8 protein-coding genes are annotated in these 15,215 nt (G+C 68.5%); 1 reads left to right on the forward strand and 7 read right to left on the reverse strand.

What is annotated here, in order from left to right; translation table 11 throughout:
* Positions 1–7 precede the first annotated feature (7 nt).
* Positions 8–5,386: a pullulanase-type alpha-1,6-glucosidase gene (pulA, locus tag LN251_RS05575; protein WP_458243381.1), complete on the reverse strand. Its 5,379-nt coding sequence runs from the start codon at positions 5,384–5,386 to the stop codon at positions 8–10.
* A 191-nt stretch (positions 5,387–5,577) separates the two neighbouring features.
* Here pulA and LN251_RS05580 point away from each other — a divergent pair, with 191 nt between their 5' ends.
* The gene (locus tag LN251_RS05580; protein ID WP_458243382.1) at positions 5,578–7,656 is read left to right on the forward strand and encodes a carbohydrate-binding module family 20 domain-containing protein; all 2,079 of its coding nucleotides are present in this window, start codon (positions 5,578–5,580) and stop codon (positions 7,654–7,656) included.
* A gap of 108 nt (positions 7,657–7,764) precedes the next feature.
* On the opposite strand, the gene LN251_RS05585 is transcribed toward LN251_RS05580, so the two are convergent.
* The 6 genes from LN251_RS05585 to LN251_RS05610 form a co-directional block, all read right to left on the reverse strand.
* Positions 7,765–9,141, reverse strand: a complete 1,377-nt coding sequence (locus LN251_RS05585) for an alpha-amylase (RefSeq protein WP_458243383.1) — start codon at positions 9,139–9,141, stop codon at positions 7,765–7,767.
* A gap of 122 nt (positions 9,142–9,263) precedes the next feature.
* The gene (locus LN251_RS05590) at positions 9,264–9,782 is read right to left on the reverse strand and encodes a GNAT family N-acetyltransferase (RefSeq protein WP_458243384.1); all 519 of its coding nucleotides are present in this window, start codon (positions 9,780–9,782) and stop codon (positions 9,264–9,266) included.
* A 63-nt stretch (positions 9,783–9,845) separates the two neighbouring features.
* A complete protein-coding gene (locus LN251_RS05595; protein WP_458243385.1) occupies positions 9,846–11,582 on the reverse strand; it encodes a glycoside hydrolase family 13 protein in 1,737 nt (578 codons plus the stop codon).
* Between the two features lie 139 nt (positions 11,583–11,721).
* Positions 11,722–12,633, reverse strand: coding sequence for a sugar ABC transporter permease (locus LN251_RS05600; RefSeq protein ID WP_458243386.1), 912 nt, complete (start codon positions 12,631–12,633; stop codon positions 11,722–11,724).
* 13 nt (positions 12,634–12,646) lie between these two features.
* Complete coding sequence (locus LN251_RS05605; protein WP_249837755.1) at positions 12,647–13,654, reverse strand: carbohydrate ABC transporter permease; 1,008 nt, start codon at positions 13,652–13,654, stop codon at positions 12,647–12,649.
* Between the two features lie 104 nt (positions 13,655–13,758).
* On the reverse strand, positions 13,759–15,033 hold the full coding sequence (locus tag LN251_RS05610) for an extracellular solute-binding protein (RefSeq protein WP_458243387.1): 1,275 nt from the start codon (positions 15,031–15,033) through the stop codon (positions 13,759–13,761).
* Positions 15,034–15,215: the final 182 nt, after the last annotated feature.

The following is a 15,215-nucleotide window of genomic DNA, read 5'->3' on the forward strand; positions in this document are numbered from 1 at the left end:
TGCCGTCTCAGTCAGTACGGGAGAAGACGGCGACAGTGCGCCCCGGAACGGCGAAGGTGCCCGATACCCGCTCGTAGGAGGAGGACTTGACGATAGGGTCCGCTCCGGACGCCTGAACAGGGTGCAGGTGGTAGGCCGTACCGGCCAGAGAACCGATTCTCTGCTCCTGCTTCTCCGGCGTCGCGTTGAAGACGACGACCAGGTCGCCCAGCTCCATGGTGATCACTCCGGGCGTCTCGTCCTTGCCCGACAGCGGGAACGAGAGCTTCGACTGGACCTGTCCGGTGGTGCCGAGCGAGAAGACGTGCTCGGTCGTACGGACCCTCAGCAGATCACGGTAGGCGGCCGAGGCGCCCTCGATCTGCGGGCACCCCACCTTCACCGTGCTCAACAGGGGCTTGGCGAAAGCCCACTTGGACTGGTTGTCGGCCGCCGGCGGAAGCCCGCGGCCGAACCCGTTGCCGTCGGCGCAGTTCCAGTGGATCGCGTTGAACCAGTCGCCGCTGTCGAAGGAGTTGCGGTCCAGGGACTTCGAGCGCAGCAGGTCGGAGCCGGCCTGGGAGAGGGACGGGCCCTGCGAGAGGGTGGCCGTCGCCATCGCCAGGACCTGCATCCGGGCCCGGTCGGCGGCCGAGGTGCCCTGGGGCAGCTTGTACGTCAGCGCGTCGAACAGGGACTCGTTGTCGTGCGCGTCCGCGTAGGCGAGGGCGTCGCCGGGGGCGTCCGCGTATCCGGCGGGCTGGCCGTTGTAGTCGACCTCGGAGCCCTTGACCTCCTTGCCGTCGGTGTCGGTGAAGCCGAACGACCTGAGGTTGCCGGACAGGCCCACCTTGATCAGGTCCTGGTAGTGCAGGAGACGGGCCTTCTGCTCGGCCGTCGTGCCGTTCGCGGCCGAGGAGTTGGGGTCGGTGTAGAGGCCGGAGGCGAAGCCCTGGACACCGGGGTCGGAGTCGAAGGGACCGCCGCCGCGCACCGCGTCCCGGGCCCGGTCGGAGAAGGTCGCGATGCCCGTGCCCGCCATGTTCTTCTGGGTGGCCTGGACGAAGCGGGCGTCGTCGGCGACCTCGCCGAAGTTCCATCCCTCGCCGTACATGATGATCTTCTTGCCGTCGACGCCGTCCTTCTTGAGGGTCAGCGCGTCGAGGGCCTTGCGCACGGCCAGGATGTTCGCCTTGGGCTGGTGCCCCATGAGGTCGAAGCGGAAGCCGTCGACCTTGTACTCCTTGGCCCAGGTGACCACGGAGTCGACGACCAGCTTGCCCATCATGGCGTTCTCGGTCGCGGTGTTGGCGCAGCAGGTGCTGTTGGCGACCGAACCGTCGGCGAGCAGGCGCTGGTAGTAGCCGGGGACGATCTGGTCCAGAACGCTGGTGTCCGCCTCACCGGCGGCCGAGGTGTGGTTGTAGACGACGTCCATGACGACCCGCAGCCCGTCCTGGTTGATCGCCTTGACCATCTTGCGGAACTCGACCGTGCGCCCGGTGCCGTCCGGGTCGGTGGCGTACGAGCCCTCGGGGACCGTGTAGTGGTAGGGGTCGTAGCCCCAGTTGTAGGCGTCCTTGGCCGCCGTCTTGGTCACGCACTCCTGCTGCTTTTCGGAGTCGGCGGCGTAGGAGGCGAGGTCGCAGTCGGGGCTCTGCTGGTCGGCCTTCTTCTCGGGCACGGTCGCGAAGTCGAAGACGGGCAGCAGGTGGACGTAGGAGGTGCCCGCCTTCGCCAGGTCGCGCAGGTGCTTCGAGCCGTCGCTGCCCTTGTCGGCGAAGGCCAGGTAGGTGCCCTGGTCCTTGGCCGGCACGGTCTTGTCCGCGACGGAGAAGTCCCGGACGTGCAGCTCCTGGATCTGGGCGTCCCTGAGCGGTACGGCCTTGGGCTTGGCGTAGGCCGACCAGCCCTTGGGGGCCAGCGACCTGTCGTTCAGGTCGGCGACGACGCTGCGCCCGGAGTCCGCGGTGAGGGCGACCGAGTAGGGGTCGGTGACCTTGTTGGTGACGACCTTGCGGACGCTGGGCGCCCACACCTTCACGACGTACCGGTACTCCTTGCCCTTCCAGGACGCGGGGCCGGTGACGGACCAGACGCCGGTCGTGGCGTCGCGGTGCATCGCCTTGCGGGAGCCGTCGAGTTCGAGCGAGACGTGCTGCGCGGTCGGCGCCCACACGGACAGCGTGGGACGGCCCTTGTGGAACGTCGGTCCCAGGTCGGCCTTCGTGGCGCTCGCGTACACGTCGTCGAGGACGCCCGCGATCTGCACGCCGGTCGCCGCCAGCACGGCGCCGTTGGCGGCCCGCTGGGAGGCGACGATCTGCCCGCCGAGGGCCTCGTGCACCCGGTCCCGGTCGCGCGGGTCGACGGACCAGGCGGTGTAGTCCTTCAGGTAGGGGAACTTCGCCTTCTGGGCGTCGGTGAGCGTGGTCTTCTCAAGGCGCAGCCAGCGCTCGTCGTCGCTGGTCAGCGTCCCGTTCTTGACGGCGATGGAGCCGTCGCGGGAGTACAGCAGCTGGGTGGAGGCGGCGGCGTCGGAGCCGTTCCAGGCGACCGTGTCGCGGTCGATCCAGACCGCCTTGGAGGTGGTCAGGTCGAGGGCGGCGGCCGAGCCGGCGGGCTGCGGCAGCAGGTACTTCTCCTGGCCGTTCAGCAGCCACACCTCGTAGCCGTTGGCCTTGAGGTCGAGGGACTGGTCGGCGGGCAGGTCCTTGTCGTCGCCCTTGTGGATGATGTAGCTGAGGCTGGTGGCGCCGTCGGTGAGCGGCACCTCGAAGACGGCGCCGTAGGCGTCCGTCCGCACCGGCTTCAGCGGGCTCGGCCAGTCGGTGGGGTTCGCGGCGCCGGTCCAGACGTGCAGGCCCCAGCCGTCGTAGTTCCCGTCGGCCCGGTGGTAGTGGAGGACGGCCTTGGTCTTGTCCTGCGCCGGGTAGTCGGGGCGGGTGGTCTCGACGGTGTCCTTGCCCTGCTCGATCCACACCTCACCGGTCTTGGTGACGTCGATGGAGCGGTCCGCGGAGACGTCCTTGTTGCCGTCCTTGTCGATGACGAGGAACCCGACGTCGGAGGCGCCCGGCTTCAGCTTGACGTAGGCGAAGGCCCCGTAGGCGTCGCGGCCGGTGAACGGGTGGCTGGCCGGCCAGTTCGTCGACTCGCCGTCGGCGAGGTCGCCCCAGGCGTACAGGCCCCACTTGTCGTAGTCGCCGTCGGTGCGCTTGTAGTGGACGACCGCGTAGTCGCGCGAGGAGGCGGTGGGGATCTCCGGGGCGGGCGGGGTGCCGGTGGTGGAGGCCGCCGTGGCGGACGCCGTGTGCCCGGCCGAGTCGACGACGACCGCCTTGTAGCGCAGGGCCGTTCCGGCGGGTACGTCCTTGCCGAGGGTCTGGGTGACCTTGTACGGGGCGTGGTCGGCGGAGCCGAGGACGCGCCACGTGCCGTTGCCGACCTGGGCGGCGAAGACGACCCGGTTCAGCCGGCCGCCGTCCACTCCGGCCGACACCTCGACCGTGCCGGTGGCGCCGGCGTCGGGGGCCTTGAGGGTGAGCGTGGGTGCCGTGGCCGGCTTGGCGAGCTTGCCGGCCGCCTTGAGGACGACGGCGGAGCCGGCCGGGACGGTGACGGTGGCCTTGCTGTCGGCGCCGGAGGTGACGGTGGCCGAAGTGCCGTAGATGCCGCGGTACTTCATGGCGGCCGAGCCGGCCGCGAAGGTGGCGGTCTTCGCCTCGCCGGCGTTGTTGAAGGCGACGAGGTACTCCTGGCCGGACCTGGCGTCCGTGCGGGAGAAGGCGTAGATGCCGGAGCCGTCGGCCGCGTAGCGCTCGGTCTGCACGCCGTCCGTCAGGGCGGGGTTGGCCTTGCGCAGCTTGCCGAGAGCACTGATCTCCTTGTAGAGCGGTGCGCTCTTGTCGTAGGCGTCGCTCGCGGCGGTCCGGTCGGTGCCGATCTCGTCGTCGTCGAGGTAGTCGGCGACCTTCGAGGCGAACATCGGCTGGCGGGCGTCCTTGTCGCCGCCGGAGCCGGTGAAGCCCTGCTCGTCGCCGTAGTAGACGACGGGGTTGCCGCGGCTGAGGAACATCACCTCGTTGGCGAGCTTGTCCTTGGCGAGCAGTTCGGCGTCCGTGGCCTTGGGGTTGTCCTGCTTCAGGAAGTACCCGATCCGGCCCATGTCGTGGTTGCCGAGGAAGGTGACCTGCTCGTACGCGTTGGCCTTGTCGGTCGTGTACTTGTAGTCGTCACCGAAGACCGAGGCGAGCTTCTGCGCGCTGCCGCCCTGCGAGGCGTAGGTGCGGGCCGCGTCCTGGAAGGGGAAGTCCAGGGTGGCGTCGAGGCGGCCCTGGGTGACGTACGGCGAGGTGATGGAGGTGTCGGCGGAGTAGACCTCGCCGAACATGAAGAAGTTCTTCCGCCCGTGCGCGGCCGCGTACCTGTCGAGCGCGGTCGCCCACTGGGTCCAGAACTCCATGTTCACGTGCTTGACGGTGTCGATGCGGAAGCCGTCGACGCCGAAGTCCCTGACCCAGCGCTCGTAGATCTTCTCCATGCCGCTGACGACCTCGGGACGCTCGGTCCACAGGTCGTCGAGGCCGGAGAAGTCGCCGTAGGTGGCGTTCTCGCCGGCGTAGGTGGAGTCGCCGCGGTTGTGGTACATCGTCGGGTCGTTGAGCCACGACGGGACCTTGAGGTTCTTCTTCTCGGCGGGCACGGTCGGCGTCCGCGGGAAGGAGTCGGTGTCGACGGGCGGGAACGGCTTCGTGCCGTCCGCGTAGTCGGCGTCGTCGAAGGGCCGCCCGTCCTTGGTCAGGTAGGGGAAGGCGCCCTTGGAGAGGTAGTCGTAGGACTTGCCCTCGTAGTCGACGACGTCGGCGGTGTGGTTGGTGATGACGTCGAAGAAGACCTTCATGCCCTTGGCGTGCGCCTTGGAGATGAGGGTCGCCAGGTCCTTGTTGGTGCCGAAGTGCGGGTCGACCTTGGTGAAGTCGGTGATCCAGTAACCGTGGTAGCCGGCGGAGGCGTTGGAGCCGGTGCCCTGCACGGGCTGGTTCTTGAAGATCGGGGCCATCCAGATGGCGGTGGTGCCCAGGCCCTTGATGTAGTCCAGCTTCTTCGTCAGGCCCTTGAGGTCACCGCCCTGGTAGAAGCCCTTGTCGGTGGGGTCGTAGCCGGTGCTCAGGCGTGAGCCCGTCAGACCGCCCTCGTCGTTGCCGGTGTCGCCGTTGGCGAAACGGTCCGGCATGACGAAGTAGAACTGCTCCCGGGTGTCGTCGTGCCGGGCGGGCTCGGCCGCGAGCTTCGCGTCCGAGGGAGGCGGCGGCGGGGAGGCCGCCTGCGCGGCCAGTGGCTGGATCAGGGCGGCGGCAACAGCCACGACAGTGACGGCCGCGACCCGTCTCGCTCTCGGTATCACAGGCGGAAACTCCTTGCGATGACGGCTCTGGTGGGTCCGACCCCGCGTGACCGTACCGCCGACGAAAGGTTTACAGCAAGAGGCTTGAAATTCACAGCAAGAAGTTTCAACCGCAACCTTGACGTGTGCTTCTCAACTCCCCCAATCTCACCACTGGTTGAAACCCCAACACCCCCTCAACGGAGCCGCACATGAGCAGACACCGACCCCCGGGTGTCCTCCGGCGCACGGCCACGGCCGTCGCCGCCGGCACGCTGGCCCTGGCGGGCGCCGTCGCACTGCCCGCCGCAGACGCGCACGCCGACACCACCGCCAAGGGCGACGTCATCGCCAACCTCTGGGAATGGAACTGGGACTCCATCGCCTCGGAGTGCACGAACGTCCTCGGCCCGGCCGGCTACGGGGCGGTCCAGGTCGCCCCGCCCGCCGAGTCCCTCAAGCAGTCCTCCTCCTACTGGTGGGACGTCTACCAGCCGTACTCCTACGACCTCGACAGCCGCTTCGGTTCGCAGGCGAAGTTCGCGTCGATGATCAGCGCCTGCCACGCGGCCGGCGTCAAGGTCTACACGGACGCGGTGATCAACCACACCGCGGCCCAGACCGGAACCGGCTACAACGGCACGACGGTCACGAACAAGTACGACACCCCGGAGTGGAACCGCACCGACTACCACGACTCCTCGGACTGCCCCACCTCCGACCTCACCATCCAGGACTACTCCAACCTCACCCAGGTCCAGAACTGCGAACTGCTCGGCCTGCCCGACCTCAGGACCGGCTCCGACACGGTCCGCACCGGCATAGCCGACTACCTCAACTCGCAGCTCGCGCTCGGCGTCGACGGCTTCCGGGTGGACGCGGCCAAGCACATCCCCGAGGCCGACATGGCGGCCATCGAGTCCAAGCTGACGAACACGAAGGCGGGCTCGGCGCCGTACGTCTTCCAGGAGATCTACCCGGGCTCCACCCCGCAGCCCTCGGACTACTACGCCTCCGGCGACGTCCTGGACTTCACCTACGCGAGCCGGATGAAGTCCGCCTTCCAGGGGAACGTCAGCGACCTGTCCTCCCTGGCGAGCAGCGGCATCCTGCCCGCGGCGAACTCGGTGTCCTTCGTGACCAACCACGACACCGAGCGCAACGGCCTGCACATGTCCTACAAGGACGGCGACACCTACAAGCTCGCCAACCTCTTCCAGCTCGCCTACAAGTGGTCGACGCCCACCGTCTACGCCAGCTGGGAATGGACCCAGAGCGACCAGGCCCCGCCCAACTCCGCCGGCTTCGTGAGCAACACGGACTGCTCGAACGGCTCCTGGTACTGCCTGGACCGTGACACGGGCGTCGTCGGCATGGTGGCCTGGCACAACGCGGTGGACACCGCGGCGGTCTCCGACTGGCAGACGAAGTCCTCCAACGTGATCGGCTTCGGCCGCTCGGGCGCGGGCTTCTTCGCCCTCAACAACGGCTCCGCCTCGGCCACCTACACCTTCACCACCGGCATGGCGGACGGCACCTACAGCAACGTCGTCGACGGGGGCGCGACCAAGGTCACCGTCTCCGGCGGCAGCGCCTCGCTCACCGTCCCCGCCAAGAGCGCCGTCGCCTTCTACAACGCCTCCTACACCTGCACGGTGGGCTGCGGCGACACGGGCGGCGGTTCCGGCTCCTCCGGCTCCACGGTCAGCGCGACCTTCAAGGAGTACGCCCCCACCACGAGCGGCACCGACGTCTACGTCGTCGGCTCGATCGCCGCGCTGGGCGCCTGGGACACCTCCAAGGCGGTCAAGCTGTCGTCGTCCGGTTACCCCGTCTGGTCGGGCGAGGTGAGCGTGCCGATCAACACGTCGTTCACCTTCAAGTACATCAAGAAGGACGCGTCCGGGAACGTCACCTGGGAGTCCACCGCCAACAGGTCGGCCACCGCAGCGAGTTCGGCGATCTCCCTGAACAACTCCTGGAACGTGGCCGACGCGGACGCCACCGACGTCACCTTCAACGAGTACGCGACGACCGACTGGGGCACCAACGTCTACGTCGTCGGCTCCGTCGCCTCCCTCGGCTCGTGGAACACCGCCGACGCGATCCCGCTGTCGTCGGAGTCGTACCCGACCTGGAGCAAGCTGGTGATCGTGCCCAAGAGCGCGGCCTTCACGTACAAGTACATCAAGAAGGACGGCTCCGGGAACGTGACCTGGGAGTCCGGGACGAACCGCTCGTACTCGACGGGCAGTTCCTCCGGGTACTCCACCAGCGACACCTGGAAGTGAGGTCGTCGCCCGAGGGCACAGGTCACCGATGGATCGCCGCGACCGTCGCGGTCAGCGCGCCCCCGCTGACCGCGACGGTCGTCTGTCGTGCCGTGCCGTGTCAGGGGGTCAGCAGGACGACTTGCCCGCGTAGATCGCCAGGGCGGTGTTGGAGCCCAGGGTGGCCGTGAACTGGCCGCTGGAGTTCACCGTCACGCTCGTGTTGTTCTGCACGTTGCAGTACGTCCCGGCGGGCAGCGAGGTCTGGTACGTGCGGCTGAGCGAGCCGGACTCGTGGTTGATGGCCACGAAGCCTTTGGAGCCGCGTCCGAAGGCGATGGCGTCGTTGCCGTCGTCCCACCAGTTGGTGACGGCCTGGCCGCGGGTGGCGTTGCGGAAGGCGACCATGCGCATGATCTCGGGCCAGGCGTGCTGGCACTTCCAGCCGTCCTGCCAGCAGGCGTTGACCTGACCGCCGTTGGGCGGCCCGGCGTCGGCGTCCGACCACTCGTAGCCGGAGTTGATGTCCGGGGCGCCGTAGGGCCAGGCGAGCATGAAGACGTTGGCGAGCGTGTAGTTGGCGCCGTCCTTGTAGTTGAGGGTCGAGCCGTTGCGCTCGGTGTCGTGGTTGTCCACGAAGACGCCCGCCACCGAGCTGCTCATGTACCCCCAGCCCTCCCCGAAGTTCTTCAGGTAGGCGAGGTTCTCGTTGTTGAAGACCCGCTTGAGGTCGTAGGCGTAGCGGAACTCCTGCACGTCCCCGTTGCCGGTGTACTCGGTGGGCTGGACGGCCTCGCCGGCGCCGTAGATGACCTCCTGCTTCCAGTAGGCGTTCGGGTTGCTCAGCCGGGACTTGATGTTGGCGAGGTCGGCTGTGTCGATGTGCTTGGCGGCGTCGATGCGGAAGCCGTCGACGCCGTAGCCGAGCAGGGAGTTCATGTAGCCGGCGATGGTGGCGCGGACGTACTCCTCGCCCGTGTCCAGGTCGGCCAGGCCGACGAGTTCGCAGTGCTGGACGTTCCAGCGGTCCTGGTAGTTGGAGACCTGGGAGGTGCAGTCGTCGAAGTCGTACGAGGAGTACAGCCCGGGGTAGTTGTACTTCGTGTACGACGACCCGCCGGTGCCGGTGCCGCTGCCGGCCGCCATGTGGTTGATGACCGTGTCGACGACGACCTTCACCCCGGCCGCGTGACAGGTGTTGACCATGTTCTTGAAGGCGGTGGCGTCACCGAGCCGGCCGGCGATCTTGTAGCTCACCGGCTGGTACGACGTCCACCACTGCGAGCCCTGTATGTGCTCCGCGGGCGGCGAGACCTGCACGTAGCCGTAGCCCGCGGGGCCGAGGGTGCTGGTGCACTCCTTGGCGACGGAGGCGAAGTTCCACTCGAAGAGGACGGCGGTGACGTCCTTGGTACCGGGCGGCGACGCTTGCGCGCTGGTCGTGCCCATGACAATGGCGACCGTGGAGGCGGCGACGGCCATGGAAAGGATTCTGCGTGATGCCATGTGGGGTTCCTTCACCGTTGAAGGTTTTTGCTGCAAGCTTTCAACCAACTTGCGATGACGCAGATGTTAAAGGCCCGTTGCCTGAAAAGGCAGCAGGCAACATGAAGTTGATGCAAGAAATTTCAGAGCCCGGCAGCGGGCAGCCAGTACAGCACCTGCGGACTGCCGAACTCGACGAACACGTCGACGGCGACGGCGCCCAGGCCCTCGAGAAGCCGGCGCGAGCGCGCGTTGGCCTCCTGCGTGACGGCGACCATGTCCCGGCCCGGCACGGCGACGTGAGCCCACTCCAGGACGGCCGTGACGGCCTCGCGTGCGTAGCCGTGGCCCCAGTGCTCGGGCAGCAGCTGGTACGAGAGCTCGGTGCGGCCGTCCCGGGCGTCCGGTTCCACCAGTACCGAGCCCACCACCCGGCCGTCGGCCCGGCGCACGACGCTCAGCAGCCCCCGTGCGCCCACGCACAGCCGTTCGCGGGCCCGGGCCACCTCCGCGTCGACCGGTCCGCCCAGGTGCCGCCGGACGTCGGCGTCGGTCCACATGCGGCGGTGTGCGGGGACGTCCGCCTGCTCGACGGGCCGCAGGAGCAGGCGACGGGTCGTGAGCGAGTGGGGCCACCAAGCGGCTTCGGCAGGGGCGGACATGAGGGAGAGCATGGCAGAGGCCTGCCGGTCGGGGAGGAGCGGCAGGCCTCTGGGTGGGGGTGGTCAGGTCGTGGTGAACCAGACCGTCGTGTCCGACGGGACCTTCGTCTCGCCGTCCGCCTCCGTCACCTCGCCACTGGTGAGGAGGACGCGACCGTAGGCCGGGGTGGTCACCGACTCGCCGCTGGTGTTGGCCACGCACACGAACTCGCCGCGCCGGAAGGCCAGGACGCCCTCGGGCGCCCGCAGCCACTCCACCGAGTCGCCCGCGCCGAGGTCGGGGTGGGCGCTGCGGAGGGCGAGGGCGGCGCGGTAGAGCTCCAGGGTGGAGCCGGGGGTGCCGGTCTGGGCCTCCACGCTCAGGTCGCCCCAGCCGGACGGCTGCGGAAGCCAGCTGCCGCCGCTGCCGAAGCCGTACGACGATCCGTTGCGCGTCCACGGGATCGGCACCCGGCAGCCGTCACGGAAGCCGTCCTGGCCGGCGCCGCGGAAGTACGCGGGGTCCTGGCGGACCTCGTCCGGGAGGTCGACGACGTCCGGGAGGCCGAGTTCCTCGCCCTGGTAGACGTACGCCGATCCGGGCAGAGCCAGCATCAGCAGGGACGCGGCCCTGGCCCGGCGCAGGCCGAGTTCGCGGTCGCCGGCCAGACGGATCTGGGTGCCGAGGCCGGGCGGATTGGCGAAGCGGGTGGCGTGCCGGGTGACGTCGTGGTTGGACAGCACCCAGGTGGACGGCGCGCCCACCGGCCGCATCGCCTCCAGGGTGCGGTCGATGACCTCGCGGAGCTCGGCCGCGTCCCAGGCGGTGGACAGGTACTGGAAGTTGAAGGCCTGGTGCAGCTCGTCGGGGCGGACGTAGTTGGCGGTGCGCTCGACGGTCGGCGTCCAGGCCTCGGCGACGAAGATCCGCTCGCCCGTCTCCCGCCACCGCCCTTCAGCGGAAGGCCCTCCGGGCCCTCCCTTTCCGCTGTACTCGTCGAGGATGAGCCGCCACTGGCGGTAGATCTCGTGCACGCCGTCCTGGTCGAAGAACGGCATGACATCGTTGCCCAGCAGCTTCAGCTGGTCGTGGGCGCCGAGGTCGGGCAGGCCGGCGGCCTTGACCAGGCCGTGCGCGACGTCGATGCGGAAGCCGTCGACGCCCATGTCGAGCCAGAAGCGCAGGATGGAGCGGAACTCGTCGCCGACCGCCGGGTGTTCCCAGTTGAAGTCGGGCTGCTCGGGGGCGAAGAGGTGCAGGTACCACTCGCCGGGGGTGCCGTCGGGCTCGGTGACGCGGGTCCACGCCGGGCCGCCGAAGATGGACTCCCAGTCGTTGGGCGGCAGTTCGCCGCTCTCGCCCTTGCCGGGCCGGAAGTGGTAGCGCTCCCGCAGCGGGGAACCGGGGCCCTCGCGCAGGGCCCGCTTGAACCACTCGTGCTGGTCGGAGGAGTGGTTGGGGACCAGGTCGACGATGATCCGCAGACCCAGCTCACGGGCGTCGCGGATCAGCGCGTCGGCATCCAGGAGGTTGCCGAACATGGGGTCCACGGCTCGGTAGTCGGCCACGTCGTAGCCGGCGTCGGCCTGCGGGGAGGCGTAGAAGGGGCTCAGCCACACGGCGTCCACGCCGAGGTCGCGCAGGTACGGGAGTCGGGAGCGGATGCCCTCCAGGTCGCCCATGCCGTCGCCGTTGCTGTCGGCGAAGCTGCGCGGGTAGACCTGGTAGATCACCGCGTCGCGCCACCAGTCCCGGCGCTCGGCGACGGTGGCTACGGCGGAGGTCGGGGCCGGGTCGGCGGCAGTGTGCTGCTGGCTCATGGCGTCCTTGATACGTGACTGGGGTGGGGTCATGGGCTGTGGTGCGGTACGGCGGCGGGTCGGGCGGCGAGGCGGCCGCGGTCGCAGCGGGGTCGGATGGCGACCGCGACCGCCTCGGGTCCTGGGCCCGCGCAGGGCGTCAGCCCTTGGTGCCGCCCGCGGTGAGGCCGGTCACCAGGTTCTTCTGCACGAGGTAGAAGAAGGCGGAGACCGGTACGGCGATCAGTACCGCGGTCGCGGCCATCAGGTTGCGCTGGGCGTCGTGTTCGCTGATGAAGGTCTGCAGACCGACGGCGAGCGTGTACTTCTGGTCGTCCAGCATGAACGTCGTGGCGAAGGCGACCTCGCCGAAGGCGGTGATGAAGCTGTAGAACGCGGCGACCGCCAGGCCGGGCTTGGCCAGCGGCAGGATCAGCCGGGCGAAGGTGCCGAAGGGGCTGAGCCCGTCGACGCGGCCGGCCTCGTCGATCTCGAACGGGATCGTGTCGAAGTAGCCCTTGAGCAGCCAGGCGCAGTACGGCACGGCCGTCGAGCAGTAGACGAGGACGAGTCCGAGGTAGCTGTCGATGAGGCCCAGGTCGCCCAGGATCTGGTACATCGGCACCATCAGGACGGCGACCGGGAACATCTGGGTGAGCAGGAGCACCCACATGAACTTGCGGTAGCCCGGGAAGCGCATGCGGGAGACCGCGTATCCCGTGGTGGCGGCGACCATCACGCCGAGCACGGTGGTGCCGAGCGAGACGATCAGGGAGCTCTTCAGCCAGTCGAAGAAGCTCGTGTGGTTCAGGACGAACGAGTAGTTGTCGAACGTCATCTTCTTCCAGATGCCGCCCGGGTGGAGGTAGTCGTCCTTGTCCGGGCCGAGGGAGAGGAAGACGAGCCAGGCGATCGGGAACAGCGCGACGACGCTTCCGGCGATCAGGATGCCGTGGGAGGCGAGCGAGGCGCCGAGGCTGCGCTCGCCGCGCCCGCGCGCCTTGCCGGGGGCCGCCGGCGCCGGACGGTCGTCGGTCGCCGCGGACGAGGTCTGGACAGTGGTCGTACTCATGGGAACTCCTGCCTCAGATCGCGAGCTGCTGCTCATTGCGGTTCAGCCAGCGGCGGTAGAACGAGGTGAAGACGATCAGGATGGCCAGCAGCAGGATGCCGTAGGCGGCCGACTGCGCGAAGTCGCGCGGCTGCTGTCCGAAGCCGAGGTAGTAGGCCCAGGTGACCAGGATCTGGGCGTCCGGGGCGGAGGTCGCGCCGAACAGCAGGAAGATCACGGCGAACTGGTTGAAGGTCCAGATGATGCCGAGCAGGACGACCGTGGAGCTGACCGAACGCAGACCCGGCAGGGTGACGTAGCGGAAGCGCTGCCAGGCGCTCGCGCCGTCCATCTCGGCGGCCTCGTACAGCGAGGCGTCGATGGACTGAAGGCCGCCGAGCAGCGAGACCATCATGAACGGCACACCGCACCAGGTGTTGACCATGATGGCGGCGAACCGCTGCCAGAAGGTGTCCTCCAGCCAGGACGGCTGTGGCAGGTGCAGGGCGTGCAGGGCGGTGTTGATGATGCCGCCGTCGGAGAGCATGATCCGCCAGCCGAAGACGGTGACGAAGGTCGGCACGGCCCACGGCACGATGAGCAGCAGCCGGTACAGGGTGCGGCCGCGCAGCTTCTGGTTGAGCAGCAGCGCGAAGCCGAGGCCGATCGAGTAGTGCAGCGCGACGCACAGGGCGGTCCAGGCGACCGTCCAGATGAAGTGCGACCAGAAGCGGTCGTAGGACAGCGGGCCGAACAGGATGTCCTTGTAGTTGTCCAGGCCGATGAACTTGTAGGTGGCGTCGATGTGGTTGACGCCGATCGTGCGCGCGGTGTTGAGGCTGTTGGCGTCCGTGAGCGTCAGGTAGAGCCCGTACACCAGGGGATAGAGGACGAGGACGCCGAGGACGATCACCACCGGGGTGATCATCGCGTACGCGTACCAGTACTTCTGGTAGCTGTGCTTGAGGCGCTGGCCCAGCCCGGGCCGCGGCCCGCGCTCGCCACGGCGTTTGCCGGTGGCGCGGTCGATGGCGACTGTCATGTTCGACACCTTCTGGAAGTTCTACGGCTCTGAGAAGAGGCTGGGCGCAGACCGGTGGCCGTCGGGTCCGTCCTTGTCAGGGCGGGCCCGACGGCCGCTCGGGTTTACTTGCTGAAGTCCGGCACGAGCTTGGCGATGGCCAGTTCGGCGTTGCTCAGGCCCTTGTCCAGGGACTCCTTGCCACCGGCGATCTTCGGCAGCTCGGTGTCCAGCGGGCCCCACAGGGAGCTGTACTCGGGCAGCGCGGGCCGCGGCTGGGCGGCGGACAGCACGCCCTGGTAGCCGGCGATGCCCGGGTCGCCCTTGACCTCGGCGGTGTAGGCGTCGGCGCGGGTGGGCAGCGTGGAGTTCTTCAGCGCGATCTCCGTCTGCGACTTGGCGGAGGTCATGAAGTTGACGAACTTCAGGGCCGCCTTCTGGTGCGCCGAGTCCGAGCCCGCGTAGACGGACAGGTTGTGGCCGCCGGTCGGGGCGCCCGCCTTGCCGGTGGAGCCGGCCGGGACGGTGGCGATGCCGAGGTTGGACTTGTCCTTGAAGGCCGAGCCCTTGTAGAAGTTCGTGATCTCCCAGGGGCCCTGGATGATCGCGGCGACCTTGCCGTTGACGAACGCGTCCTGGATGTGGGCGTAGGCGTCGGCGGTGGTGTCGGCCTTGTGCAGGCCCTTGCCGGAGAAGAGGCTCAGCCAGGTGCCGTAGGCCTTCTTCGCGGCGGCCGAGTTGACCGTGATCTTCTTGGCGGTGGCGTCGACGGTGTCGGTGCCCTCGCCGTAGAGGAAGCTCTGGGCGTAGTAGGCCTGGGTGGAGCCCCAGTAGCCGTCGACCTTGGCCTTGTCCTGGACCTTGGCGGCGTCGGCCTTCAGCTCGTCCCAGGTCTTGGGGGCCTCGGTGATGCCGGCCTTCTTGAACAGGGCCTTGTTGTAGACGAGGGCGAGGGTGTCGGTGACCAGCGGCACGCCGTAGGTCTTGCCCTGGTACTGCGCCTGCGTGATCAGGCTGGACTGGAACTTGTCCTTGTCGGCGAGGGCCTCGGTGCCGTCCAGCGGCAGGAAGTAGCCCTTCTTGGCGAAGGCGGGGGTCCAGCCGACCTCGGAACGCAGGATGTCCGGGGCGCCCTTGGAACCGGCGGCGGTGTCGAACTTGTTCTGCGCCTGGTCGAAGGGGACGTTGACGTACTTGACCTTGACGTTCTTGTTGGCGGCCTCGAACTGCTTGATCAGGGCCTGGTACGTCGGCGCCTCATTGGTGGCGTTGGAGGTGTCCCACCAGGTGATGGTGACCGGCCCGCCGCTCTTGTCGCTGCCGCTGTCGCTTCCGCCGCAGGCCGTCGCCGCGAGGGCGAGGGACGCCACCAGCGCGGTGGCCGCTATGCCACGCCGCATGAGTTCTCCTTGAGGGTTAAGCCCGTGTGGTGCGAGAGCGGCCCCGTCCGCCGTTCCCGCTGTGTTGCCGACTGCGCCGTTGCGGCGGCCGGGCGTCAGGGAACGTAACAGCGTTGAAAGCGTTGCGAAAGACCTTGCAGCAAAAAAGTGCAAGAGGCTGCGGAAGTTACCCCGCCGTGACC

Source organism: Streptomyces sp. MAI_2237 (assembly GCF_054189285.1).